This window comes from Pseudomonas sp. PDM17 (assembly GCF_014851985.1).
GTDB lineage: Bacteria > Pseudomonadota > Gammaproteobacteria > Pseudomonadales > Pseudomonadaceae > Pseudomonas.
In genome coordinates, this window is the sequence record NZ_JACVAT010000001.1 from 812335 (window position 1) to 836258 (window position 23924).

The window sequence follows — 23924 nt, forward strand, 5'->3', positions numbered from 1 at the left end:
CCATGCCGTCCCAGAGCCTGCCCCTGGCCCGCCAGCGTCGCGCACTGAAACTGCGTTGGCCACGGCTGAGCTGGCGCGCCTGGCTGGTGCCACTGCTGCTGTGTGCGGCGCTGGAGCTGTCGGTGCGCATCGGCTGGCTGGCCGAGCACCAGATGCCGGCGCCCAGCAGCGTTGCGCTGACGCTCTGGCAACTGGCCCAGGGCGAACTCTGGAAGCATGTCGCGGCCAGCCTGGCGCGGGTCGCTGCCGGTTTCTTCATCGGCGCGGCGGCGGCCGTGCTGATCGGCACCTGGGTGGGGCTCAGCCAGCGCGCCGAGGCCTATCTGGAGCCGACCTTCCAGGCGCTTCGAGCAATCCCCAGCCTCGCCTGGGTGCCCTTGCTGCTGCTCTGGCTGGGCATCGACGAAACCCCGAAGATAGTGCTGATCGCTCTCGGCGCCTTCTTCCCCGTCTATCTCTCGCTGGTGGCTGGCGTGCGCAATGTCGACCGCAAGTGGGTGGAACTGGGCCGGCTTTATCACCTGTCGCCCTTCGCTCTGGTGCGGCGCATCCTCCTGCCGGCGGCGCTGCCGAGCCTGTTCACCGGACTGCGCGGCGCGCTGAGCCTGAGCTGGATGTTCCTCGTCGCCGCCGAACTGATTGCCGCCACGCGCGGCCTGGGCTACCTGCTCAGCGACGGCCGGGAAACCTCGCGGCCGGACATCGTCATCGCCGCCATTCTGGTGCTGGCGGTGCTCGGCAAGCTCAGTGACAGCCTGCTCAAGGCGCTGGAACAGCGTGCGCTGGCCTGGCGCGATACTTTCCTTGGCAATGGAGTGAGCGGATGAGCGCGCTGCTGGAACTGCGGGATATCCGTAAAAGCTTCTCCGGCGTGCGGGTGCTGGACGATGTCAGCCTGAGCCTGGCGCCGGGCGAGGTGGTCAGCCTGCTTGGCCCCAGCGGTTGTGGAAAAAGTACGCTGTTGCGCATCGCCGCCGGGCTGGACGACGAGTTCGCCGGCTCGCTGGAGCGCAACCCGCTGTTGGGCTTTGGCCCGGACGGCGGTAGCGGCCGTGGCGGTGGTGGCGTCGGTGTGGTGTTTCAGGAACCGCGCCTGTTGCCCTGGCTCACGGTGGCGCAGAACATCGGCTTTGCCGACGGCTGGCTGGCTGACGATCAGCGCATCGAGCATCTGCTGCGCGACGTGGGGCTGGAAGGCAAGGGCGAGTTGTTGCCCAAGCAGCTCTCCGGCGGAATGGCGCAGCGCGCGGCCATCGCCCGTGGTCTCTATGGGCGGCCGCAAGTGCTGTTGCTGGACGAGCCTTTCAGCGCGGTGGACGCCTTCACTCGCATCCGTCTGCAGGACCTGATCCAGCAACTGGCGCTGGAGTACGACATCAGCATCCTGCTGGTCACCCACGACCTCGATGAGGCCTTCTACCTCAGCGACCGCGTCCTGCTGCTGGGCGGTACGCCCAGTCGCCTGCGCCGCGAATTCCCCGTGCCGCTGCCGCGTCCGCGCGATCGTCGCGCCGTGGAGCTGGCCTTCCTGCGCGGCGAAGCGCTGACCGAGCTGCACCTGTCCCACGTCATCTGACGCCTGCCGATTCTCCGACCTGCACACCTTGCCCGCGATCCGCGCGCAAGGTGCATTCCTGTTTATCTAACTAAAATGCATAACTAAATGAATAAATACCATTTATTGGAATATGAGAAGGGCTGTTAAGGTCTATGCACATTGGTTAGCAGGGCGGCATTTGTACCGCCCTGATCGTTATAAGGAAGCGTGCAGATGTATGTAGTCACCCTTGCCGGCAGCCCCAGCCAGCGTTCCCGTTCCGGTGTCCTCCTGGACATCGCGCGGAACTGGCTGCATGCCCACGGCGCCGAGGTGCGCTCCTACAGCGTGCGTGACTTCCCGGCCGAGGACCTGCTGCATGCGCGCTTCGACAGCCCGCGGGTGGTCGAGCTGATCGAACAGGTCCTGCGCGCCGACGGCCTGGTCATTTCCACCCCGGTGTACAAGGCGTCCATCGCCGGTGCGCTGAAGGTGATTCTCGACCTGCTGCCGGAGCGGGCGCTGGCACACAAGGTGGTGCTGCCCCTGGCGACTGGCGGCAGCAATGCCCACATGCTGGCGGTGGACTACGCGCTCAAGCCGGTCCTCGCCGCGTTGAAGGCCCAGGAAACCCTGCACGGCGTGTTCGCCGAGGAGAGCCAGGTGCAATACGCCGAGGGCAATACCCCGGCGCGCCTGGAATCGACCCTCGAACACCGACTGCTGGAATCCCTGGAACAGTTCCACGGCGCCCTGGCGCGCCGGCCGAAACCCATCGACCCGAACCTGCTCAACGAACGGCTGATCAACGCCCGCTGGAGCATCTGACCGACCCATTCAACGCAGGCGAACGCCCAGCCCCAACCCGGCAAGCGTCCCCGCGTCAAATAAGAAAAGGCCCTCACCGTCCCGACAACGGGACCGCAGGTCCGGCAAGCACACTCGATAAAGGAGCACTCCCATGCGGACCCTCACTTTGCGTAGTGGACTGGCGGCCCTGCTGATCGCGGCCCTGTCCTACAACGCCCAGGCAGACGAACAACCCGGTACCGTGCGTATCGGTTACCAGAAGTACGGCACCCTGGTGCTGCTCAAGGCCCGTGGCACGCTGGAGAAGCGCCTGGCCGAACAGGGCGTCAAGGTGCAATGGACCGAATTTCCCGGCGGCCCGCAGCTGCTGGAAGGGCTGAACGTCGGCAGCATCGACTTCGGCGTCACCGGCGAAACCCCGCCGGTGTTCGCCCAGGCCGCTGGTGCCGATCTCGTCTACGTCGCCCATGAGCCGCCGGCGCCGACCAGCGAAGCGATCCTGCTGCCCAAGGACTCGCCGATCAAATCCGTCGCCGAGCTCAAGGGCAAGAAGGTCGCCCTGAACAAGGGCTCCAACGTGCACTACCTGCTGGTGCGCGCGCTGGAGAAGGCCGGTCTGAAGTACAGCGACATCCAGCCCGTGTACTTGCCGCCGGCCGACGCCCGCGCCGCCTTCGAGCGCGGCAGCGTGGATGCCTGGGTGATCTGGGACCCGTACCAGGCCGCCGCCGAGAAGCAGCTCTCCGCCCGCACCCTGGTGGACGGCACCGGCCTTGTGGATAACCACCAGTTCTACCTGGCGACTCGCCCCTACGCGAACAACCATCCGCAGGTGATCACCACCCTGATCGACGAAGTGCGCTCGGTCGGCGAGTGGTCGCAGCAGAACCCGCAGCAGGTCACCGACCAGGTTGCGCCGCTGCTAGGCCTGCCGGCGGACATCACCTTCACTGCGGTGAAACGCCAGGGCTACGGCGCCCAGCCGATCACCCCGGAAGTCACCGCCGCGCAACAGAAGATCGCCGACACCTTCACCCAGCTGAAGCTGATCCCGAAGGCGCTGAGCATCAAGGACGTGGTCTGGACGGCGCCGGCCAAGGTGGCCGCCCAGTAACCCTGTAGGAGCGGGCCTGACGCCAGGTGCAATGCGGTTCGCGGGCATGGCCCGCTCCTGCACAAAGCAACACGAAATACCCCAATCCCATCATCGCGCGGCTACGCCACGCCGGCGCGCTTATCTGGAGTTACTGCGATGAGTCTCAACATCTTCTGGTTCCTGCCGACCCACGGCGACGGCCATTACCTGGGCACCGCCGAAGGGGCCCGCGCCGTGGACCACGGTTATCTGCAACAGGTCGCCCAGGCCGCCGACCGCCTCGGCTTCGGCGGCGTGCTGATCCCCACCGGTCGCTCCTGCGAGGACTCCTGGCTGGTCGCCGCCTCGCTGATCCCGGTGACCCAGCGCCTGAAATTCCTGGTCGCCCTGCGCCCGGGCATCATTTCCCCGACCGTGGCCGCCCGCCAGGCCGCAACCCTCGACCGGCTCTCCGGCGGGCGCGCGCTGTTCAACCTGGTGACCGGCGGCGACCCGGACGAACTGGCCGGTGACGGCCTGCACCTGAGCCACGCCGAACGCTACGAAGCCTCGGTCGAGTTCACCCGCATCTGGCGCCGCGTGCTGGAAGGCGAGACCGTCGACTACGACGGCAAGCACCTGCAGGTAAAGGGCGCCAAGCTGCTCTATCCGCCGATCCAGCAGCCGCGTCCGCCGCTGTACTTCGGTGGCTCTTCCGATGCCGCCCAGGATCTGGCTGCCGAGCAGGTCGAACTGTACCTGACCTGGGGCGAGCCGCCGGCCGCCGTCGCCGAGAAGATCGCCCAGGTACGCGAGAAGGCCGCGAAACAGGGGCGCAGCGTGCGCTTCGGCATCCGCCTGCACGTGATCGTCCGCGAGACCAACGAGGAAGCCTGGCAGGCCGCCGATCGCCTGATCTCACACCTGGACGACGAGACCATCGCCCGTGCCCAGGCTTCGCTGGCGCGCTTCGATTCCGTCGGCCAGCAACGCATGGCTGCCCTGCACGGCGGCAACAGGGACAACCTGGAAGTCAGCCCCAACCTCTGGGCCGGTGTCGGTCTGGTGCGTGGCGGCGCCGGCACCGCTCTGGTCGGCGACGGCCCGACGGTGGCGGCGCGTGTGAAGGAGTACGCGGAGCTGGGCATCGACACCTTCATCTTCTCCGGCTACCCGCACCTGGAAGAGTCCTACCGGGTCGCCGAACTGCTCTTCCCGCATCTGGAACTGGCTCAGGCACAGGCACCGCAGGCGCGTGGCTACGTCAGCCCGTTCGGCGAGATGGTCGCCAACGACATCCTGCCCAAGGCAGCTGCAGCGAGCTGAGCAAACGTAGGGCGAATAACGCGCAGCGTTATCCGCCGTCGATCCCGAACGGCGGATGAAGCGTTCCGCTTCATGCGCCCTACGATCGAAGAATCCGGAGAGATGAGATGAGCGTTACCAACAACCTTGCCCAGCGCCTCGCGCCCTGGGCCCTGCCGGTGGGCCTGGTGGTCATCTGGCAGCTGGCGGTGGAGTTCGGCTGGCTGTCCAGCCGCATCCTGCCCGCGCCCAGCGCCGTGGCCGAGGCCGGCTACCACCTGGTGGTCAGCGGCGAGCTCTGGCAGCATCTGGCGATCAGCACCTGGCGCGCCGCCGTCGGCTTCGTCATCGGCGGCAGCATCGGTCTGGTGCTGGGCCTGATCACCGGCCTGTCGCAATGGGGCGAGCGCTTCCTCGACAGCTCGGTGCAGATGATCCGCAACGTGCCGCACCTGGCGCTGATCCCGCTGGTGATCCTGTGGTTCGGCATCGACGAGTCGGCGAAGATCTTCCTGGTCGCCCTCGGCACGCTGTTCCCGATCTACCTCAACACCTACCACGGCATCCGCAACATCGATCCGGGGCTGCTGGAAATGTCCCGCAGCTACGGGCTGTCCGGCTTCGCGCTGTTCCGCCAGGTGATCCTGCCGGGCGCGCTGCCCTCGATCCTGGTGGGCGTGCGCTTCGCCCTGGGCTTCATGTGGCTGACCCTGATCGTCGCCGAAACCATCTCCGCCAACTCCGGTATCGGCTACCTGGCGATGAACGCCCGGGAGTTCCTGCAGACCGACGTGGTGGTGCTGGCGATCCTGCTCTATGCCGTGCTCGGCAAGCTCGCCGACCTCGCCGCCCGCGGCCTGGAACGCGTCTGGCTGCGCTGGCACCCGGCCTATCAGGTCAAGGGAGGTGCGGCATGAACGCAGTCAACCCTTTGTCTCAAAAGCAGCTGCCGCAGCAACTCAAGAAAGGCATCCCGCTGGCGCTGGAGAACGTGCGCAAGCGCTTCGGCGACCGCGAGGTGCTCAAGGGCATCGACCTGCGGATTCCGGCTGGCCAGTTCGTCGCCATCGTCGGCCGCAGCGGCTGCGGCAAGAGCACCCTGCTGCGCCTGCTGGCCGGGCTCGATGAGGCCAGTGACGGCCAGTTGCTGGCCGGCTCCGCGCCGCTGGAAAGCGCCCGCGAAGAGACCCGCCTGATGTTCCAAGACTCGCGCCTGCTGCCCTGGAAGCGGGTGATCGACAACGTCGGCCTGGGCCTGAAGGGCGACTGGCGTCCGATGGCGCTGGACGCGCTGGCGGCGGTGGGGCTGTCCGACCGTGCCAACGAGTGGCCGGCGGGCTTGTCTGGCGGCCAGAAGCAGCGCGTGGCCCTGGCCCGCGCGCTGATCCACCAGCCGCGCCTGCTGCTGCTCGATGAGCCGCTGGGTGCGCTGGATGCTCTGACCCGTATCGAGATGCAGCAACTGATCGAGAACCTCTGGCAGCAGCATGGTTTCACCGTGCTGCTGGTCACCCACGACGTCAGCGAGGCTGTGGCCATCGCCGACCGGGTGATCCTCATCGAGGACGGTGAGATCGGCCTGGACCTCAACGTCGAGCTGCACCGGCCGCGTGCCCGTGGCTCGGCCAGGCTGGCCGCACTGGAGGCTGAAGTGCTTGAACGCGTGCTGTCGCTGCCGGCCCAGCCGCCCGAACCGGAACCCGTTTCCCCACTGCCCACGCAACTGCGCTGGGCGCTTTGAACCCACAGTGAAATCCCTATTCTCCCAAGGAGCTACGCCATGACCATCAAAGCCATCAACGTCCGCAACCAGTTCAAGGGCACCATCAAGGAAATCGTCGAAGGCGATGTGCTGTCGGAAATCGACGTGCAGACCGCTGCCGGCATCGTCACTTCGGTGATCACCACCCGTTCCGTGAAGGAGCTGGAACTGGCCATCGGCAGCGAAGTGATCGCCTTCGTGAAATCCACCGAGGTCTCCATCGCCAAGCTGTGAGTGCGGCGCTGGAAGAGGCGGGCAGTCCGGAAACGGGCTGCCCGTTTTCTTTTACGCTGCCTGCCGAGGCGCTCCCGGCGCTTTGTCGGATGGGTATCGCAAGCTCCACCCATCCGACGAAGCGCCCAACTTTACGCCCGCAACTGATGACTAGAGCAATTGCTCTACTTCCCCTAGACTCCGCTCAAACCAACAAGAGAAAGGAGTCCCGCATGTCCCTGAGTCCCTCTGCCTTCGCGTTGCTCGGCCTGGTCGCCTGGACCGTGCTGCTGGTCCTGCTGCTGGTCAACCAGCGCGGCCTGCTGGTGATGTCCGGCCGCATGAAGGTCAACGTCTTCGCCGCCGACGGCAGCAACACCCCCGGCACCTTCGGCCAGCGCCTGGTGCGCGCCCACGCCAACTGCGTGGAGAACGTCCCACTGTTCTGCGCCGTGCTGCTCTACGCCATGGGCACTCAGCAGACTGTGATCACCGACCCGCTGGCGCCGGCCCTGCTGGTGGCGCGCATCGTCCAGTCGGTGGTGCACCTGCTCAGCACCTCGGCGCTGGCGGTGTGGGTGCGTTTCGCCGCTTTCCTCGTCCAGCTGATCATCCTCATCTGGTGGCTGCTGCGCCTCTCGACCCTGATCTGACCGGCGACCGGAACAGTTGCACCACGCAACTGTTCCTATGGGGCGATACCGCCATGACTTAGCATGGCGGACCGCATACGCGTCGAGGCACTCATGCACGTTTCATCCGGCCGCTGGCAGTTCGGCCTGTTCCTGGCCCTGGTCACCGCCGTCCTCTGGGGCATCCTGCCGATCAAGCTCAAGGAAGTCCTGAAGGTCATGGACCCGATCACCGTCACCTGGTTTCGCCTGGTGGTGTCCGGTGGCCTGCTGCTCATCTACCTGGGCCTCACCCGCCAGTTGCCGCGCTTCTCGCCGCTGGGCAAGCGCGGCAAGGGGCTGGTGCTGATCGCCATCCTCGGCCTGACCGGCAACTACGTCTGCTACCTGATCGGCCTGCGCCTGCTCACGCCGGGGACCACGCAACTGGTGATCCAGATCGCGCCGATCCTGCTGCTGCTGGGCAGCCTGTTCGTTTTCAAGGAGAGCTTCAGCATCGGCCAGGCGTTCGGCCTTGCGGTGCTGATCTTCGGCTTCGGGCTGTTCTTCAACCAACGCCTGGCCGAGCTGTTCGGTTCGCTCGGCGAGTACACCACCGGTGTGCTGATCGTGGTCTTCGCCGCCTTCATCTGGACCTTCTACGGCCTGGCGCAGAAGCAGCTGCTGACCCAGTGGACCTCGGTGCAGGTGATGATGGTGATCTACCTGGGCTGCGGCGCACTGCTCACGCCCTGGGCGAATCCGCTGGAGGCCCTGGACCTGTCCCCGCTGCAGGGCTGGCTGCTGTTGGCCTGCTGCCTGAACACCCTGGTGGCCTACGGCGCCTTCGCCGAGGCGCTGGCGCACTGGGAAGCCTCGCGGGTCAGCGCGACCCTGGCGATCACGCCGCTGGTGACCTTCGCCTCGGTGGCGCTGGCTGCCTCGCTGTGGCCGGAATTCGTGCGGCCCGAGGACCTCAACGGCCTGGCCTATGTCGGTGCGCTGCTGGTGGTCAGTGGCTCGGCGCTCACTGCGCTGGCGCCTTCGCTGCTGCGCAGCTACCGGGCGCGAAAGGCGCGCATCGCCAACATCTGAGTTCCCGAAGGGCCGCCGTGAGGCGGCCTTTTGCTTTCCATCGTTTTCGCCCGATCGTTCTCGTCCGGCTTCAATTCTGCAAATGATATGTATTATCATTTGTGTAATTCGATAGTTGCCGGTGGCCCAGCGCCCCGGTTCTGGGGGCGACGTGGTAGCGGGCAAGTGTGGGGCAGGGCGGCGACGCCAAGAGGCGTGCGTCGATGGATGAGCGTTTCTCCCGTTCGGTGTCCCAGGCCTATCGCTCCTTCCACGGCGAATTGCTGCGCTTCCTTCGCAAGCAGCTGGGCAGCTCGGCGGACGCCGCCGACCTTGCCCAGGACGCCTTCGCCCAATGGCTCAAGTCTTCCTCGCGGCATCAGGTAGAGCAGCCGCGCGCCTTCCTGTTCCAGGTGGCGCGCAACCTGCTGCGTGATCACTGGCAGCGCTCCCGGCGCTTTGCCTGCGAGCCGGAAGAGGCCACGGATACTGACCAGCAACCGGCCGCCGAAGGGGGCGAACCCGTGGTGCAGTTCGAGCGACAACGTTATCTGCGGCAGCTTTCCCAGGCACTGGACAGCCTGCCGCCCCGCCGACGTGAGGCCTTCATCCTGCACAAGTTCGACGGCCTGTCGCAGCCCGAGGTGGCGCGGCGCATGGGGATTTCACTGAGCATGGTGGAGAAGCACGTCGCCAGTGCGCTGTTGCACTGCAAGCGGCACGTTCAGGGAGAGGGCGAAGCATGACGCCGCAAGAGGAGCGCCAGCAGGTGATCGACGAACTGGCCGCCAAGTGGTTCAGTCGCCAGCGCTCGGGCGCCTGTGATGCCCGCGAGCGCCAGGCCTTCGCCGACTGGCTGGCGGAAGACCCGGCCCATGCATCGGCCTACCGTGAGATCGAGCAGCTGTGGATCGATCTCGACCAGCTGCGCCGGCCCGCCATCGCGCCGCGTCGCCGCTCCATTCTGCCCTGGCGCGGGCTTGCCGCCGCCAGCGTATTCTGCGCGGCATTGTTGCTGGCCAACGACTTCAGTGGCGGCCGCCTGGCCGATCCGCAGCAGGTGCAATCCACCGCGCCGGGCGAGCAGCGCGAGGTCACGCTGGTCGATGGCTCGCGGGTGTTCCTGGCGGCGGATTCCACACTGCGGGTGGACTACTCCGAAGGCTGGTCCGAGGGCTGGCGCGATGTGCAATTGCTGCGCGGCGAAGCCTATTTCGAAGTGACCCACGACGCCGACCGGCCCTTCCGCGTGACCGCCGGCGACAGCCGGGTGCGGGTGCTCGGCACCGGCTTCGATGTGCATCGCGAGGGCGATGGGCTGACCGTCGCCGTGCGTCACGGCAAGGTGGCGTTGCAGGCGCAGCTCGGTGCGCCGGCTGAGCAGACGCTGACGGCGGGGGACCGCGCCCGGTTGCTCGGCGGGGCAGGGGAGGCGGAGGTCGATCACGTACCGGTCGCCTCCATCGCCGCCTGGCGCGACGGCATGCTCGCCTTCCGCAACCAGCCGCTGGGTGCGCTGGTGGACGAGCTGTCGCAATACCGCGCGGCGCCGATTCGCCTGGGTGATGAGCGACTGGCGCAGAAGCCCATTTCCGGCAACGTGCGCCTGGCCCGCCCGGACGACTTCCTTGCGGCCCTGCCGGTGCTGCTGGACGTGCGCGTGCAACGCAAGGCGGACGGCAGCGCGATCATCCTGCCGCGCTGACTTCCCCGTTCCTGCGCTTGGCCTGAGGGTAGGGCGGATAACGCGCCAGCGTTATCCGCCGCAAAGGAACCGGCGGATAACCTGTTCCAGGTTATTCGCCCTACAGCGCTGGCTCCTACAAAAACAGCAACGACCCAGATTCGATTCTTTTTGAGAAATATTTTTATTTGCAGGTGTGGGTTTTTCTCGAATGAGGGTCTTCCCCGTCATTCGCTGCGAAACGCGCAGCGCTTTTCGACCCTGGGGAGGGCCTTGCATGCAGTCTCGTTTCAACTTCCCGTTCGCGCGCCCGCTGGGCTGCGCCGTGCTGCTCGGCAGCCTGATGATGGCCGAGTACAGCCGCGCTGCCGACTGGCAGGTCGACCTGCCGGCGCAGGCGCTGAGCGAATCCATCGGCAGCCTGTCGCAGCAGGCCGGCGTACAGGTGCTCTACGACGCCTCCCAGCTGGACGGCCTCAAGGCGCCGGCGGTGAGCGGTCGCTACAGCCTGCGTGAAGCGCTGGAGCAGTTGCTCAAGGGCTCGTCCCTGGAGCTGGTCGAGGCGGGTGACGGTTTCGTCGTGCGCCGCTCGGGCAAGGTCGACAAGTTCAGCGACAACGCCATCGAGCTGGACTCGCAGACCATCGTCGGCAGCGGCCTGTCGGTGGATTCCAGCAACGTCGGCCGCTCGACCCTGACCCGCAAGGACATCGAGCGCATCCAGGCCGACAACATTCCCACCCTGCTGCAGACGCTGCCCGGCGTGACCATGGGCGGCTCGCCCAAACCGGGTGGACAGACCGTCAACATCTGGGGCCTGGGCGATGCCGAGGACGTGCCCTTCACCCTCGATGGCGCGACCAAGAGCGGCTTCGAGCGCTACCAGCAAGGTACCGTGTTCATCGAGCCGGAGCTGATCAAGCGCATCGAGGTGGAGAAGGGCCCGCACTCGGTCTACAACGGCAACGGCGGCTTCGGCGGCACCGTGCACATGGAGACCAAGGACGCGCCGGACATGCTGCGTGACGACCAGAACGTCGGCGCCATGCTCAAGTACGGCTACCACTCCAACGACCAGCAGAAAATATACAGCGGCGCCGTCTATGGCCGCACCGAGGACCGCAAGGTCGACGCGCTGGCCTACCTCACTGCCCGTGACGGCCGCGACATCAAGCTCGCCGGGCACATCCCCGACCCGAACAACAACTACCCGATCAACCCCAGCCGCCTGCCCAACAGCGCCCAGGACCTGGACGCCGGGCTGTTCAAGCTGAACCTGCACCCCAACCTCGACAACGACATCAGCTTCGCCTACAGCCGCTCCCACAGCACGCGCTGGACGCCGTTCTCCTCGGCGTCCTATCCGACACCTCCGACCCAGTCGAGCATCGACCGATACGGCTACGAGGATGCGCTCAAGCGTCTGCTGGCGCACCGCGACACCACCGACACCACTTGGTCGGGCAAGTACGAATACCACCCGATCGACAACCCGCTGATCGACCTGATGGTGCAGTACTCCGAGTCGCACATCGACCAGACCGACGAGCGCAACCCGGACGCCTTCTTCCAGGTCTCCACCGGTGGCCGCAAGATGGACACCGACTACAAGGACAAGGTGCTGGAGCTGCGCAACACCAGTCTGTTCGCCACCGGCCCGGTGCAGCACGCGCTCACCGTGGGCACGCAGTTCCACCGCCACACCCGCACCACCGACATGTACATCCCCGGTTCCACCTACGACACCGCGCGCTACAACTACGGTCACTTCCAGCCGACCTTCATGCCCAGCGGCAAGCAGAACACCAACAGCGCCTACATCCAGGACGCGCTGACCCTGGGCAGCGTGACCATCACCCCGTCGCTGCGCTTCGACCACGTGCGCAACCAGGGCAAGGACAATGACGCGCCGCTCTACAACAACGCAGCCCAAGGCCATGACTACAGCTCGCAGACCTACAGCGGCTGGTCTCCGCGCCTGTCGCTGTTCTGGACTGCCACCGAGCGCCTGGGCTTCTTCGCCGACTACAGCCGCACCTGGCGCGCGCCGGTGATCGACGAGATGTACGAGGTGCAGAACAGCAGCACGGTCAGCGCCACCAGCCGTGACCTGGACCCCGAACGCATCCACGCACTGCGCTTCGGATCGCTGGTCAACCTGCCGGACCTGTTCATCAACGGCGACAACCTGCAGGTGCGCACCACGCTGTTCCAGAACAAGATCAAGGACGAGATCTTCCGCACCCGCAGCGTCGGCTGCGAGCAGCAGGCCATCGACAATGGCACCATTTCCGGCAGCTGTGGCGACTATCTGCCGCTGTCCAACTACCGCAACCTGCCGGGCGTGACCTACAAGGGCTTCGAGGTCGAAAGCTTCTACGACAGCCCCTGGCTGTTCGGCGGGCTGTCGTACTCGTGGGTGACCGGCAAGCACGACGGTGCCTACAGCAACCCCTGGGGGCCGAACGTATGGGCACGTGACGTGCCGCCGGCCAAGTGGGTCGCCACCCTGGGCACCAAGATCCCGTCGTGGGATGCGCAGGTCGGCTGGCAGGGAGAGTTCGTCCGCAAGACCGACCGCCTGCCCAGCGACAAGTATTCCGGCGGCATGGGCACCAGCGTCGGCGACATCTTCTGGGACCAGACAGTGAATGACAGTTACGACACCCACCGCGTGTTCGCCAGTTGGAAGCCGCGCCGCCTGGGCCTGGAGAACACCGAGCTGAACTTCACCGTGGACAACCTGTTCAACCGCGATTACCACCCCGCGCTGGCCGGCGACAGCGTGTACAGCCAGGGCCGCAACGCCAAGTTCAGTCTCACCCAGTACTTCTGAAGTCTCCCTCGTGGGACACCTGTAGGAGCGAGCCATACTCGCGATCGCGGGCATGGCTCGCTCCTACAGAGATACTCGATGCCCGATACCTGTAGGGCGCATAAACGGAACGCTTTCTACGCCGGCTGCGACGATGGCGGATAACGCTTGGGGCGTTATGCTCCCTACCTGCATACCAACGAAAACGGGCGCCCGAAGGCGCCCGTTTCGTAACGGCAATGCAGGGTGAGTCAGGCGGAGGTCGGACGCACGACGCGATAGACCAGTGCACCGATCACACCGCCCACCAGCGGGCCGACCCAGAACAGCCACAGCTGCTTCATGAACAGCGGGTCGGCAAAGATCGCCACGCCCAGGCTGCGCGCCGGGTTCACCGAGGTGTTGTCGATCGGGATGCTGATCAGGTGGATCAGGGTCAGCGTCAGGCCAATGGCGATCGGCGCGAAACCGGCCGGCGCCAGTTTGCTGTCGGTAGCGCCCATGATCACGAACAGGAAGAACGCGGTCAGCAGCACCTCGATGGCCAGCGCCGACTGCATGCTGTAGCCGGTCGGAGAGCCTTCACCGAAACCGTTGGCGGCGAAGCCCGCCAGCACGTCGAAGCCCGGCTTACCGGAAGCGATGTAGAACAGCACGGCACCGGCGAGCACGCCGCCGATGATCTGGGCGACGATGTACGGCACGACGTCCAGGGTGCGAACGCGGCCGCCGGCCCACAGGCCGAGGGTGACGGCAGGGTTGAGGTGGCAGCCGGAGATCGGACCGATGGCATAGGCCATGGTCACGACCGTCAGGCCGAAGGCCAGGGCGACACCCAGCACGCCAATGGCGTGGGCCGCGAAGATGGCGCTGCCGCAACCACCGAACACCAGCCAGAAAGTGCCGATCATTTCGGCGGAAAGTTTGCGAAGCATGCTGCCTCCAGAGGCAAAGAGAAGCCCGGAATTCGGGCTTGCGCATGCTAGGGAAACGGGAGGTTGGCGCGGTGTAGGGGATTTCCCAAGGTGTAGGGAATACCTTCTGAAGGGGGAAGCGGTGGGGCGGACAGCGCGCCATGCGCTATCCGCCGTCCCTTCAGACCTGCGTGCCCAGTAGTTCCGCCCGGCGCAGCCAGCCTTGCCGCTGCTCCTCGCCGGAACCGCGCACCGGGCTGAACTCCTCCAGGTGGTGCAGTGCAATGCCACAGGGCGCGAGGATGCAGCGGGTCATCTGCCGGTGGGCCGGGGCTCCCTGGCGCAGGCGGTAGTGCCAGTGAGTCTGGTCGTGGCTGACCAGCAGATCGGCGCTGCGTCCTCCCAGCAGCGGCTCGAACTCGCGGGACTCCAGCGAGCGGTAGCGGAAGGCGAAGCCCGGCTGCAGCACGCGGTCGAAGAAGCCCTGCAAGAGCGCCGGCAGGCCGCCCCACCAGATCGGATAGACGAAGGCGATGTGCTGCGCCCAGTGGATCTGCCGCTGGGCTTCGAGCACATCCGGCTCCAGGTTCTGGCTCTGTTCGTAGCCGCCGCGCAGCACCGGGTCGAAGTTCAGCTCGCCGAGCCTGAGCGTGTGCACCACATGGCCCTTGGCGCGGGCGCCGTGGGCGTAGGCCTCGGCCACCGCGTGGCAGAAGCCGCCGGGCTTGGGCGAGCCCAGCACCAGCAGCACGCGCTTGCCGTCGCCCTCGATCGGGGTGGCGCCGGAGCGGGGCGGCTCAACCATTCTGCCCGGCCTCCAGCATGGTCTCCGGGCGCACCCACTGGTCGAACTCGGCGTCGGTCAGGTAGCCCAGTTCCAGTGCGGCTTCGCGCAGGGTCTTGCCTTCGGCGTAGGCCTTCTTGGCGATCTCGGCGGCCTTGTCATAGCCGATGTGCGGGTTCAGCGCGGTCACCAGCATCAGGCCGCGATCGAGGTGCTCGCGCATCTTCGCCGCATCCGGCTCCATGCCGGCGACGCAGTGGGTGTTGAAGTTGCGGCAGCCGTCGGCCAGCAGGCGTGCGGATTCCAGCAGGTTGTGGACGATCACCGGCTTGTAGACGTTGAGCTGCAGGTGGCCCTGGCTGGCGGCGAAGGTGATCGCGGCGTCGTTGCCGAAGACCTGGCAGGCGAGCATCGACAGCGCCTCGCACTGGGTCGGGTTGACCTTGCCGGGCATGATCGAGGAGCCCGGTTCGTTGGCCGGCAGCTTCACCTCGGCGAAGCCCGCGCGGGGACCTGAACCGAGCAGGCGCAGGTCGTTGGCGATCTTCATCAGTGCCACGGCGAGGGTCTTCATGGCGCCGGCCAGGGTCACCAGCGGTTCGTGGCCGGCGAGGGCGGCGAACTTGTTCGGCGCGGAGACGAAGGGCAGGCCGGAGAGGTCGGCCAGCTCGGCGGCAATGGCATCGGCGAATTCCTTGGGAGCGTTCAGCCCGGTACCGACGGCGGTGCCGCCCTGGGCCAGCTCGTAGACCGCCGGCAGCGCTGCGCGCAGGGCGCGCTCGGCGTAGTCCAGCTGGGCGACGAAGGCGGAAAGCTCCTGGCCGAAGGTGACTGGTGTGGCATCCATCAGGTGGGTACGCCCGGTCTTTACCAGGTTGGCGTGGCGCGCTGCCTGCTGGGCGAGGCCGCCGCTGAGTTCGGCGATGGCTGGCAGGAGGTCGTTCTGCACCGCCTGCGCGGCGGCGATGTGCATGGCGGTGGGGAAGCTGTCGTTGGAGCTCTGCGCGCGGTTCACATGGTCGTTGGGATGCACCGGCTTCTTGCCACCGCGGCCGTTGCCGGCGATCTCGTTGGCACGGCCGGCGATGACTTCGTTGACGTTCATGTTGCTCTGGGTGCCGCTGCCGGTCTGCCAGACGACGAGGGGGAACTGGTCATCGTGCTCGCCCGCCAGCACTTCGTCGGCGGCTTCCTCGATCAGGCTGGTGATGTTCTCCGGCAATTCGCCCAGCTGCGCGTTGACCCGCGCGGCGGCCTTCTTGATCAGCGCCAGGGCATGCACCACGGCCAGCGGCATGCGCTGTCCGCCGATGGCGAAGTTCTGCAGCGAGCGCTGGGTCTGCGCACCCCAGTAGGCGTCGTCGGGGACCTCGATGGGACCGAGGCTGTCGGTTTCGGTGCGGCTCATGGTGCTTCTCCGGAAAAGGGTCTCGGCCAGTTTAGGCCGCTGTGGGGCTTCCGGGTTCCACTCCGGCTCAATGGCCGTGATAGAGCGGTTTGGCTGGCGTGCGAGACTCAGCGACAGGCAGGTGCCAGAGGGCAGTCACCAACGGGCGTGCGTGGAACCAACCCAGCCGAGCGCGCCATTCACCGGCACCAGGTCGCCCTCGTCGCTGCGCAGCGAGCCGTCGAAGCGGCCGAACCACTGGCAGGTCTCGGCGAACAGCGGGCCCAGGCGCGGGCAGGCGCGGTGCAGCTTGCGCGGGGTAAAGGTGAGATCGACGCGCTCATCGCTGCCGCGTAGCTGCCAGGGCGACAGCGGGTCGTGCGGCACCTGACGGATATCCACAGGGCCGTCCAGCGCCTGCAGCTCGCCGCCGAACCACAGGGCGTTCTCGCTCAGGTGGCTGTTTTCCGTCCAGCCGGCGCCGAAGTTGCCGGCGATGCCGCCGGGCGCGGCGAAGGCGGCGCGGGTCCATTGGGTGTTGAACGGCCAGACGCCCCGGCCGAAATCCAGCGCGGCGAAGCTCTGGCCGTCGGTGCAGCGGTAGGTCTTGTGGCCGAGGGTAAGGCTGCCGCTGATCGGCAGGCCCATCTGCCGGCTGCAGGCATGGAAGCACTTGCCACCCATGGGCACCACCAGGTTGACCGACTCCAGGTGCGCCGGGCGCTGCACTTCCAGCGAGAGATTCAGCGGCTGGCCGCCCAGGTTCGGCGCGCAGGCGGTGATGCGCAGCTGGCCGGGCTGTTCATCGAAGCCCAGGCACAGCTGGCCGTGCTCGAAGCGATGGCTCTGGTTGGGCGTGTCCGGCAGGTGGCAGCCCAGGCCGAAGGGGCTGAACTGGGTGCGGTGCACCGACTGTCCGGTTTCCAGGTCGAGGAAGTACACGGCGCCGTAGCCCAGGTAGTCGAGGTCGGCGATGGTGATCGAGAGCATCCAGCCCGGCGCATTGATGCACCAATGGTTCCAGCGCTTGCGCCGGCCGGCATTGCCGGACAGCTGGCAGAGCGTCTGTGGCCGCGACGACCAGCCCACGGCCGCGCTGTTCAGGCGGCCGCGCGCATCGCACAGGGGCGGCGCGGCGACGAGTGTCGGCGGGTGGGTGAGGGTGTTCATCGGTCACATCCATGTGGCAACGCGCCGCAGCATGACGTTTCGGGAACTGTACGACAAGAGAAGCCGGTCACTTCCGGGCCATTTGGCACTCTCTTGAGCACATTCCGAACTTAGGCGCAGAATGGCGGGTCCCACCCGGACACCCTTCAGACTCACAGGACTGCCCCATGACCGTTCTTCGTTCCCTCTGCACCGCAGCACTTCTGGTTGGCTTCAGTTCCGTGGCACTGGCTGACGCCAACGCCGAGGCGGAGAAGTTCCTCAAGCAGGTCCATGCCGACAAGCTGACCGTGCCGGTCTACGCGCAAGTCCAGCAGATGCTCGCCCAGCGCTTCGCCCAGGCCAAGGCGCCGGACAGCAAGAAGGCCGTGCTCGACCGCTACCAGGCCAAGGCCAACGCCGAACTGGACCGCGCGGTGGGTTGGGACAAGCTCAAACCCGAACTGGTCAAGCTCTACACCAGCAACTTCAGTGAATCCGAGCTCAAGCAGCTGAACGACTTCTACGCATCGCCCCTGGGCCGCAAGGTGCTGGAGAAGATGCCGCGCCTGACCGCCGAATCCGCCCAGCTGACCCAGGCCAAACTGCAGACCGCGGTAGAGCCGGTGAACAAGCTGATGGCCGACATGGACAAGGAGCTGGGCGTGAAGGCCCCGGCCGCTCCGGCCAAGAAGCCCTGATCGTCCTGACTTCCACCCGCCTTGACCGTACTGACTGCCAGCGAGACCCGACATGAGCATGCGTGACCGTATCCAGACTGCCCTGAGTGCCCTCGAACCCCAACACCTTGAGGTGCTGGATGAGAGCCACATGCACAGCCGCGGACAGGAAACGCACTACAAGGCCGTGATCGTCAGCCCGGCGTTCGCCGGACTGAACGCGGTGAAGCGGCATCAGAAGGTCTACGCCACGCTCGGCGAGCTGATGAGTCAGTTCCATGCCCTGGCCATGCACACCTACACCCCCGAGGAGTGGGCGCAGCAGGGCGCGGCACCGGATTCGCCGACCTGCCGTGGCGGCAGCAAGCATGATCTGCATTGAGAGCCTGATGCACTGATCGGCGGCTGACCAACCGCGTGCGGGGTTCGCCCCGCTCCGGTAGAATGCGACTCACAGCGCCGGCTTCAGCCGGCGCTGTCATTTTCAGCTGTCGATCAGCCTGTGTTTCCAAACGTTCGTTTCCAAAGAAGCCCGGTCCGCCCTTTACGCGGGCGACCACTGGAGTGATGCATGACCACCGAAAGAATCGTCGTCGCGGCGTTGTACAAGTTCGTCTCCCTGCCCGACTACGTCGCCCTGCGCGAACCGCTGCTGCAGACCCTGCTGGACAACGGCGTGAAGGGCACCCTGCTGCTCGCCGAGGAAGGCATCAACGGCACCGTCTCCGGCACCCGCGCCGGCATCGACGGCCTGCTCGCCTGGCTGCGCACCGATGCGCGCCTGGCCGATGTCGACCACAAGGAGTCCTACTGCGACGAGCAGCCGTTCTACCGCACCAAGGTCAAGCTGAAAAAGGAAATCGTCACCCTCGGCGTGCCCGGCGTGGACCCGAACGCCAAGGTCGGCACCTACGTCGAACCCCAGGACTGGAACGCACTGATCTCCGACCCGGAAGTCCTGCTGATCGACACCCGCAACGACTACGAAGTGGCCATCGGCACCTTCGAGGGCGCCATCGACCCGAAGACCAAGTCGTTCCGCGAATTCCCTGACTACATCCGCGAGCATTACGACCCGGCGAAGCACAAGAAGGTCGCGATGTTCTGCACCGGCGGCATCCGTTGCGAGAAGGCCTCGAGCTACATGCTCAACGAAGGCTTCGAAGAGGTGTTCCACCTCAAGGGCGGCATCCTCAAGTACCTGGAGGAAGTGCCCGAGGCGCAGACCCTCTGGCGCGGCGACTGCTTCGTGTTCGACAACCGCGTGACCGTGCGCCATGACCTGACCGAGGGCGACTACGATCAGTGCCATGCCTGCCGCAACCCGATCTCGGTCGAGGACCGCGCTTCGCAACACTACGCGCCGGGCATCAGTTGCCCGCACTGCTGGGACACGCTGTCGGAGAAGACCCGCGCCAGCGCCCGCGAGCGGCAGAAGCAGATCGAACTGGCGCGCCAGCGCAACCAGCCGCACCCCATTGGCCGTGATCCCCGCGCGGAGAACTGATCCATGACCAGCCGCCTGCTCTACGTGATGGACCCGATGTGCTCCTGGTGCTGGGGTTTCGCCCCGGTCGCCAGGCAGCTGGTGGAGCAGGCGCGCGCCGCAGGTGTGCCGCTGGCGCTGGTGATGGGCGGGCTGCGCACGGGGCAGGGCGCCGCGCTGGAGCCGACCACCAAGCGCTACATCCTCGAACACTGGCACGCGGTGCATGAAGCCACCGGCCAGCCGTTCCGCTTCGAAGATGCGTTGCCCGACGGTTTCGTCTACGACACCGAACCGGCCTGCCGGGCGGTGGTCACCGCACGCCGCCTGGACGAGGACTGCGCCTGGGCGCTGGTCGGCGAAATCCAGCGGGCGTTCTACGCCGAAGGCCGCGACGTCACCCAGGCCAGTGTGCTCAGCGAACTGGCCGAACAGGTCGGCCTGCCGCGCATCGAGTTTGCCGAAGCCTTCGACAGCCAGGACAACCACCTGGCGACCCTGGCCGACTTTTCCTGGGCCCGCGACCTGGGCATCGCCGGCTTCCCTACGCTGCTGGCCGAGCGCGACGGCCAACTGGCCCTGCTGACCAACGGCTACCAGCCACTGGGCGAACTCGCCCCGCTGCTGGAGCGCTGGCTGGAGCGCGGGCGGCATGCCTGAGCTGTCCGATGACCGACTGAGCTGGGCGGAGATTCGCCGGCTCGCTTTCCGTCATCGCAAGGCCCTGCTCCTCGCCAATCTGGTCGCCGTACTGGCCACCGCCTGCAGCGTACCGATCCCGCTGCTGCTGCCGCTGCTGGTGGACGAAGTGCTGCTGGGCAAGGGCGACGCCGCCCTGCAGGTGATGAATCACTGGCTGCCCGCCGGCTGGCACAAGCCGGTCGGCTACATCGGCCTGATGCTGCTGGTAACCCTGGTGCTGCGCAGCTGCGCGCTGGTGTTCAACGTACTGCAGGCCAAGTTGTTCGCGCGGTTGTCCAAGGACGTGGTGTACCGCATCCGCCTGCGCCTGATCGAACGCCTGAAGCGCATCGCCCTGGGCGAATACGAGACCCTCGGCGGCGGCTCGGTCAGCGCGCACCTGGTGACCGATCTCGACACCCTCGACAAGTTCGTCGGCGACACCCTGAGCCGCTTCCTGGTGGCGTTGCTGACTCTCTGCGGCACCGCCGGCATCCTGATCTGGATGCACTGGAAGCTGGCGCTGCTGATTCTGCTGTTCAACCCGCTGGTGATCTTCGCCACGGTGCAGCTGGGCAAGCGCGTGAAGCACCTGAAGAAGCTGGAGAACGACAGCACTTCGCGCTTCACCCAGGCGCTGACCGAAACCCTCGAAGCCATTCAGGAAGTGCGCGCCGGCAACCGCCAGGGCTTCTTCCTCGGTCGCCTTGGTGTGCGTGCCCGCGAAGTGCGCGACTACGCCGTCGCCTCGCAGTGGAAGAGCGACGCTGCCGGGCGCGCCAGCGGTCTGCTGTTCCAGTTCGGCATCGACCTGTTCCGCGCCGCGGCCATGCTCACCGTGCTGTTCTCCGACCTGTCCATCGGCCAGATGCTCGCGGTCTTCAGTTACCTGTGGTTCATGATCGGACCGGTGGAACAACTGCTCAGCCTGCAGTACGCCTACTACGCCGCCGGGGGGGCGCTGACTCGCATCAACGAGCTGCTGGCGCGCGCCGACGAGCCGCATTACCAGCACCGCCGCGATCCGTTCGCCGGGCACACCAGCGTCGGCATCCAGGTGCGCGACCTGAGCTTCGCCTACCGCGACGAACTCGTGCTGGACGGCCTCGACCTGGACATCGCTCCCGGCGAGAAAGTCGCCATCGTCGGCGCCAGTGGCGGCGGCAAGAGCACCCTGGTGCAACTGCTGCTGGGCCTCTACCAGCCACAGTCCGGCAGCATCCGCTACGGCGGCGCGGCGCTGGAGGAGATTGGCCTGGATTGCGTGCGCGAGCATGTGGCCGTGGTGCTGCAGCACCCGGCGCTGTTCAACGACACGGTGCGCGCCAACCTGACCATGGGCCGCGAGCGCGGTGACGAAGCCTGCTGGCGCGCGCTGGAAGTAGCGCAGTTGGCGGACACCATCCGCGCCCTGCCGCAGGGGCTGGACAGCGTGGTCGGGCGTTCCGGCGTGCGCCTCTCTGGCGGCCAGCGGCAGCGCCTGGCGATTGCCCGCATGGTGCTCGCCGAACCGAAGGTGGTGATCCTCGATGAGGCCACTTCCGCCCTCGATGCCGCCACCGAATACGCCCTGCACCAGGCACTGGAGCGCTTCCTCGAAGGGCGCACCACGCTGATCATCGCCCACCGCCTGTCCGCGGTGAAACAGGCCGACCGCGTGCTGGTGTTCGACGGCGGACGCATCGCCGAAGACGGCGACCACCAGCAACTCATCGCTGAAGGCGGGCTCTATGCGCGCCTGTACGGACACCTGCAGCAGGGCTGATCAGCCGTAGCGGGTGACTTCGAGGAAGGCCACGCAGTTGCCCATGTCGTGGAAGACCCGCGCACTGCCGATGTCGTTGTAGGGAATGCCCAGCAGCAGATCGAGCAGGTGGGCATCGCTGCGGTAGTGCGGGCGCCAGTCCAGCAGGCCTTCGAGGTAGGCGATGTCCGGCACGCCGGGGAGGAAGTTACCCATCAGCAGGCGCCCGCCGGGCAGCAGGCGGGCGAACAGGTTGCGGGTCAGGTCGCGGGCGTCGTGGTCGTCCAGCACCTCGTAGAGGCCCGGCGAGTAGATCAGGTCGAAATGGCAGAGGTCCTGGCGTCCGTAGAACAGGTCGTCCAGGTTGCATTGCTGCGTCTGGACGCCGAGCGCGGCATAGCTGGCCTCCACCGTCTGCAGGGACAGCGCCTGCGCGTCCAGCGCGGTGAACTGGCGGAACTGGCCATGGCGCAGCGAGCGCGCCAACTCGGCCTCGCGCAGGTGTCCGCAGCCCACACAGAGAATGCGTGCCTGGCCGCTGAGCTGTTGGCAGCAGCGGTCGATCTCGCGTGCCAGCAACTGGCGGCGCGAGCGCAATGCGCGGGAGGCGGGAGCGGAGCTGGCGTAGCGGAACAACTCTTCGGTCGGCCCATCGGGCAGCAGCGAACGCAGGGTGCTGTCGATGCCGTAGAGGTAGTCCATCAGCACCGCGTTGCCGGCACCTTCGCCCATCGGCCGCTCGCGGCGCCGGGGGAAGGGCACCACGCGCGGGGCTTCGGCTGGCGGCGCGCTGCCGGTGGCGAGCGCCAGCAGGTCGGTCTCGTCGTCCCGGAGGTGACGCAGCTGCTGTTCGAGTTGCTCGATGGCTTCGGTTAGCGAGTTCGGATTCTGCTGGGTGCCGTTGTCCATGCCGTCCACCTGGGATACCGCTCAGTGATGAGAAAGCGCCACCGGCCTTGCCGGTGATCCGTCCAACACCTTAGGGGGCACTTGGCCCCGGGCCATCATCTGAATGAATGACGGCCGCGAAAATTCAGCGCTGCCCGAGCCGCACCAGCAGGCTGACCAGTTCGGCCTGGCGGCTGGTGTGGGTCTTGCGGAACAACGCACGCAGTTGGCTGCGTACCGTATTGATCGAAGTGCCGAGCTGGTCGGCGCACTGTTCGGGCGTCAGCCCGCGGACCAGCAGGTCGCCCAGGCGCTGCTCGGCCGGGGTGAGGCCGAACAGTTCGCCCAGCAGGCGGCTCTGGCGGTGTGCGTCGAGCAGCGCCAACAGCACCAGTGGGCGCTGGAAGGGCTGGTTGAAGCTGGCCTCGGCGGGCACCGGGGTGACCAGCAGTTCCTGCCCGCTGCCATCGCCCAGCGGCAGCCAGCCGGCATTGCCCTTGCCGGCGCGGGGCGCGGCCTGGCGTACCAGGGCCTGGAGCTTCGCGTCGTGCTGGCGGCAGTGCAGGCGGCCGAAAACCTCATGGAACAGCCCGCCGCGCAGACCGAGTCGCTGCTGAGCGGCCTGGTTGGCGTAGAGCACGCGGGCGTTGCCCTCGAGCAGCCACAGCGGCGTGGGGTGCTGGTCCAGCAGCAGGTCGCGGTGGGCCAGTTGCTGGCGCATCTCGTCGATACGCCCGAACATCCGCGCGGCGCGGGTCAGGTGCTCGCTCAGGCGGGTCAGCAGGGTCTGTTCCTGCGGGGTGGGGTAGCGCGCGCCGAGGCTGGTCAGCACCGACAGGTAGACGCCGGAGTTGGCCTGCTCGTTGAGTTTCAGGCACGACACGTTGTGCATGCCGTTGGGGCGCTGGAATTCCTGGTAGTACGGGTCGCGGGCCATGCGCTGCGGGCCGTATTCCTCGCGGTCGTGGTACCAGTGGCCGACCGGGCGGTGGAGCATGAAGCCCTTGGACGGATCGATGGTGCAGAATTCGCGGTTGTAGGTCTCGATGGCGCCGGGGTCGCAGAGGTTGATCTCGCTGGCCAGTGCGCCGCTCTCGGTCTGGTCCCAGAACAACAGGGCACCTTGCTGGCGGCCGCTGGCCGAGATCAGCTCAGTGAGCAGCGGCAGCCAGTTGGCTTCGTCGAGTACGCACTCGTAGGTCAGCCCCACCAGCCGGTCGTACCGCCTGTCCATATCCCGCCGTGGCATGGCCGCTCCATCCGTTGATTGCGGATCGCACTGTTCGCCGTGCGCTTTCAACGTGCTCGCTCACCGTGCAGATTGC

At 66.6% G+C, this 23924-nt stretch carries 23 protein-coding genes and 1 pseudogene; 18 read left to right on the plus strand and 6 right to left on the minus strand.

The genetic code is table 11. The features are described from left to right. Positions 1-2 precede the first annotated feature (2 nt). The 13 genes from IB256_RS03885 (at position 3) to IB256_RS03945 (ending at position 12907) form a co-directional block, all read left to right on the plus strand. On the plus strand, positions 3-827 hold the full coding sequence (locus IB256_RS03885) for an ABC transporter permease (RefSeq protein WP_151187888.1): 825 nt from the start codon (positions 3-5) through the stop codon (positions 825-827). Continuing rightward, positions 824-1576 (plus strand): ABC transporter ATP-binding protein, encoded by a 753-nt coding sequence (locus IB256_RS03890; protein WP_192291123.1) that lies wholly within the window; start codon positions 824-826, stop codon positions 1574-1576. The genes IB256_RS03885 and IB256_RS03890 overlap by 4 nt, the downstream gene beginning before the upstream one ends. A 195-nt stretch (positions 1577-1771) precedes the next feature. Next, positions 1772-2365, plus strand: a complete 594-nt coding sequence (gene ssuE / locus IB256_RS03895; protein ID WP_192401346.1) for an NADPH-dependent FMN reductase — start codon at positions 1772-1774, stop codon at positions 2363-2365. A 133-nt stretch (positions 2366-2498) separates the two neighbouring features. After that, positions 2499-3461, plus strand: a complete 963-nt coding sequence (locus IB256_RS03900; RefSeq protein ID WP_192291121.1) for a sulfonate ABC transporter substrate-binding protein — start codon at positions 2499-2501, stop codon at positions 3459-3461. A gap of 138 nt (positions 3462-3599) precedes the next feature. Beyond that, entirely contained in the window at positions 3600-4748 is a 1149-nt protein-coding gene (gene ssuD, locus IB256_RS03905) for an FMNH2-dependent alkanesulfonate monooxygenase (RefSeq protein ID WP_192291119.1), read from the plus strand. A 107-nt stretch (positions 4749-4855) separates the two neighbouring features. Then, positions 4856-5644 carry an aliphatic sulfonate ABC transporter permease SsuC gene (ssuC, locus tag IB256_RS03910; protein WP_081519203.1) on the plus strand — a complete coding sequence of 263 codons (789 nt, stop codon included), beginning with the start codon at positions 4856-4858 and terminating at the stop codon, positions 5642-5644. Next, positions 5641-6468 (plus strand): aliphatic sulfonates ABC transporter ATP-binding protein, encoded by an 828-nt coding sequence (ssuB, locus tag IB256_RS03915; protein WP_192291115.1) that lies wholly within the window; start codon positions 5641-5643, stop codon positions 6466-6468. Before ssuC ends, ssuB begins: the two co-directional genes overlap by 4 nt. Before the next feature lie 39 nt (positions 6469-6507). Continuing rightward, positions 6508-6723, plus strand: a complete 216-nt coding sequence (locus tag IB256_RS03920; RefSeq protein WP_017517652.1) for a TOBE domain-containing protein — start codon at positions 6508-6510, stop codon at positions 6721-6723. Between the two features lie 212 nt (positions 6724-6935). Beyond that, positions 6936-7355 (plus strand): MAPEG family protein, encoded by a 420-nt coding sequence (locus tag IB256_RS03925; protein WP_192291113.1) that lies wholly within the window; start codon positions 6936-6938, stop codon positions 7353-7355. Positions 7356-7448: 93 nt separating this feature from the next. Then, a complete protein-coding gene (locus IB256_RS03930; protein ID WP_192291111.1) occupies positions 7449-8408 on the plus strand; it encodes a DMT family transporter in 960 nt (319 codons plus the stop codon). A gap of 203 nt (positions 8409-8611) precedes the next feature. Next, positions 8612-9133 carry a sigma-70 family RNA polymerase sigma factor gene (locus IB256_RS03935; protein ID WP_081519207.1) on the plus strand — a complete coding sequence of 174 codons (522 nt, stop codon included), beginning with the start codon at positions 8612-8614 and terminating at the stop codon, positions 9131-9133. Continuing rightward, positions 9130-10092, plus strand: a complete 963-nt coding sequence (locus tag IB256_RS03940; RefSeq protein ID WP_192401348.1) for a FecR family protein — start codon at positions 9130-9132, stop codon at positions 10090-10092. Before IB256_RS03935 ends, IB256_RS03940 begins: the two co-directional genes overlap by 4 nt. Before the next feature lie 256 nt (positions 10093-10348). Continuing rightward, positions 10349-12907: a TonB-dependent receptor gene (locus tag IB256_RS03945; protein ID WP_192401350.1), complete on the plus strand. Its 2559-nt coding sequence runs from the start codon at positions 10349-10351 to the stop codon at positions 12905-12907. 230 nt (positions 12908-13137) lie between these two features. On the opposite strand, the gene aqpZ is transcribed toward IB256_RS03945, so the two are convergent. The 4 genes from aqpZ to IB256_RS03965 form a co-directional block, all read right to left on the minus strand. Next, a complete protein-coding gene (gene aqpZ, locus IB256_RS03950) occupies positions 13138-13821 on the minus strand; it encodes an aquaporin Z (protein WP_192291105.1) in 684 nt (227 codons plus the stop codon). Positions 13822-13981: 160 nt separating this feature from the next. Next, the gene (locus IB256_RS03955) at positions 13982-14605 is read right to left on the minus strand and encodes an NAD(P)H-dependent oxidoreductase (RefSeq protein WP_192291103.1); all 624 of its coding nucleotides are present in this window, start codon (positions 14603-14605) and stop codon (positions 13982-13984) included. Beyond that, the gene (locus IB256_RS03960; RefSeq protein ID WP_192291101.1) at positions 14598-15992 is read right to left on the minus strand and encodes a class II fumarate hydratase; all 1395 of its coding nucleotides are present in this window, start codon (positions 15990-15992) and stop codon (positions 14598-14600) included. Before IB256_RS03960 ends, IB256_RS03955 begins: the two co-directional genes overlap by 8 nt. 135 nt (positions 15993-16127) lie before the next feature. Next, complete coding sequence (locus IB256_RS03965) at positions 16128-17141, minus strand: DUF2804 domain-containing protein (RefSeq protein WP_081519213.1); 1014 nt, start codon at positions 17139-17141, stop codon at positions 16128-16130. Positions 17142-17262: 121 nt separating this feature from the next. On the opposite strand from IB256_RS03965, the pseudogene IB256_RS03970 reads away from it, so the two are divergent. From IB256_RS03970 to IB256_RS03990, 5 genes and pseudogenes are all read left to right on the plus strand, one after another. Beyond that, a pseudogene (locus tag IB256_RS03970) lies at positions 17263-17821 on the plus strand (DUF2059 domain-containing protein). A gap of 52 nt (positions 17822-17873) precedes the next feature. Then, entirely contained in the window at positions 17874-18182 is a 309-nt protein-coding gene (locus IB256_RS03975) for a BolA family protein (protein ID WP_138212761.1), read from the plus strand. A 189-nt stretch (positions 18183-18371) separates the two neighbouring features. After that, entirely contained in the window at positions 18372-19307 is a 936-nt protein-coding gene (locus IB256_RS03980; RefSeq protein WP_192291099.1) for a rhodanese-related sulfurtransferase, read from the plus strand. Between the two features lie 36 nt (positions 19308-19343). Beyond that, on the plus strand, positions 19344-19946 hold the full coding sequence (locus IB256_RS03985) for a DsbA family protein (protein WP_192292495.1): 603 nt from the start codon (positions 19344-19346) through the stop codon (positions 19944-19946). Then, positions 19939-21732, plus strand: a complete 1794-nt coding sequence (locus IB256_RS03990; protein WP_192291097.1) for an ABC transporter ATP-binding protein — start codon at positions 19939-19941, stop codon at positions 21730-21732. Before IB256_RS03985 ends, IB256_RS03990 begins: the two co-directional genes overlap by 8 nt. Here the strand turns inward: IB256_RS03990 and IB256_RS03995 are convergent, their stop codons facing one another. After that, positions 21733-22620: a class I SAM-dependent methyltransferase gene (locus IB256_RS03995; RefSeq protein ID WP_192291095.1), complete on the minus strand. Its 888-nt coding sequence runs from the start codon at positions 22618-22620 to the stop codon at positions 21733-21735. It abuts the gene before it with no gap. Positions 22621-22744: 124 nt separating this feature from the next. After that, positions 22745-23848: a helix-turn-helix transcriptional regulator gene (locus IB256_RS04000; protein ID WP_225601590.1), complete on the minus strand. Its 1104-nt coding sequence runs from the start codon at positions 23846-23848 to the stop codon at positions 22745-22747. Positions 23849-23924 lie beyond the last annotated feature (76 nt).

Bases quoted from the DNA above. Each gene is read 5' to 3' on its own strand.
- IB256_RS03885 (WP_151187888.1), top strand. From the start codon at position 3: ATGCCGTCCCAGAGCCTGCCCCTGGCCCGCCAGCGTCGCGCACTGAAA.
- IB256_RS03890 (WP_192291123.1), top strand. From the start codon at position 824: ATGAGCGCGCTGCTGGAACTGCGGGATATCCGTAAAAGCTTCTCCGGC.
- ssuE (WP_192401346.1), top strand. From the start codon at position 1,772: ATGTATGTAGTCACCCTTGCCGGCAGCCCCAGCCAGCGTTCCCGTTCC.
- IB256_RS03900 (WP_192291121.1), top strand. From the start codon at position 2,499: ATGCGGACCCTCACTTTGCGTAGTGGACTGGCGGCCCTGCTGATCGCG.
- ssuD (WP_192291119.1), top strand. From the start codon at position 3,600: ATGAGTCTCAACATCTTCTGGTTCCTGCCGACCCACGGCGACGGCCAT.
- ssuC (WP_081519203.1), top strand. From the start codon at position 4,856: ATGAGCGTTACCAACAACCTTGCCCAGCGCCTCGCGCCCTGGGCCCTG.
- ssuB (WP_192291115.1), top strand. From the start codon at position 5,641: ATGAACGCAGTCAACCCTTTGTCTCAAAAGCAGCTGCCGCAGCAACTC.
- IB256_RS03920 (WP_017517652.1), top strand. From the start codon at position 6,508: ATGACCATCAAAGCCATCAACGTCCGCAACCAGTTCAAGGGCACCATC.
- IB256_RS03925 (WP_192291113.1), top strand. From the start codon at position 6,936: ATGTCCCTGAGTCCCTCTGCCTTCGCGTTGCTCGGCCTGGTCGCCTGG.
- IB256_RS03930 (WP_192291111.1), top strand. From the start codon at position 7,449: ATGCACGTTTCATCCGGCCGCTGGCAGTTCGGCCTGTTCCTGGCCCTG.
- IB256_RS03935 (WP_081519207.1), top strand. From the start codon at position 8,612: ATGGATGAGCGTTTCTCCCGTTCGGTGTCCCAGGCCTATCGCTCCTTC.
- IB256_RS03940 (WP_192401348.1), top strand. From the start codon at position 9,130: ATGACGCCGCAAGAGGAGCGCCAGCAGGTGATCGACGAACTGGCCGCC.
- IB256_RS03945 (WP_192401350.1), top strand. From the start codon at position 10,349: ATGCAGTCTCGTTTCAACTTCCCGTTCGCGCGCCCGCTGGGCTGCGCC.
- aqpZ (WP_192291105.1), bottom strand. From the start codon at position 13,821: ATGCTTCGCAAACTTTCCGCCGAAATGATCGGCACTTTCTGGCTGGTG.
- IB256_RS03955 (WP_192291103.1), bottom strand. From the start codon at position 14,605: ATGGTTGAGCCGCCCCGCTCCGGCGCCACCCCGATCGAGGGCGACGGC.
- IB256_RS03960 (WP_192291101.1), bottom strand. From the start codon at position 15,992: ATGAGCCGCACCGAAACCGACAGCCTCGGTCCCATCGAGGTCCCCGAC.
- IB256_RS03965 (WP_081519213.1), bottom strand. From the start codon at position 17,141: ATGAACACCCTCACCCACCCGCCGACACTCGTCGCCGCGCCGCCCCTG.
- IB256_RS03975 (WP_138212761.1), top strand. From the start codon at position 17,874: ATGAGCATGCGTGACCGTATCCAGACTGCCCTGAGTGCCCTCGAACCC.
- IB256_RS03980 (WP_192291099.1), top strand. From the start codon at position 18,372: ATGACCACCGAAAGAATCGTCGTCGCGGCGTTGTACAAGTTCGTCTCC.
- IB256_RS03985 (WP_192292495.1), top strand. From the start codon at position 19,344: ATGTGCTCCTGGTGCTGGGGTTTCGCCCCGGTCGCCAGGCAGCTGGTG.
- IB256_RS03990 (WP_192291097.1), top strand. From the start codon at position 19,939: ATGCCTGAGCTGTCCGATGACCGACTGAGCTGGGCGGAGATTCGCCGG.
- IB256_RS03995 (WP_192291095.1), bottom strand. From the start codon at position 22,620: ATGGACAACGGCACCCAGCAGAATCCGAACTCGCTAACCGAAGCCATC.
- IB256_RS04000 (WP_225601590.1), bottom strand. From the start codon at position 23,848: ATGCCACGGCGGGATATGGACAGGCGGTACGACCGGCTGGTGGGGCTG.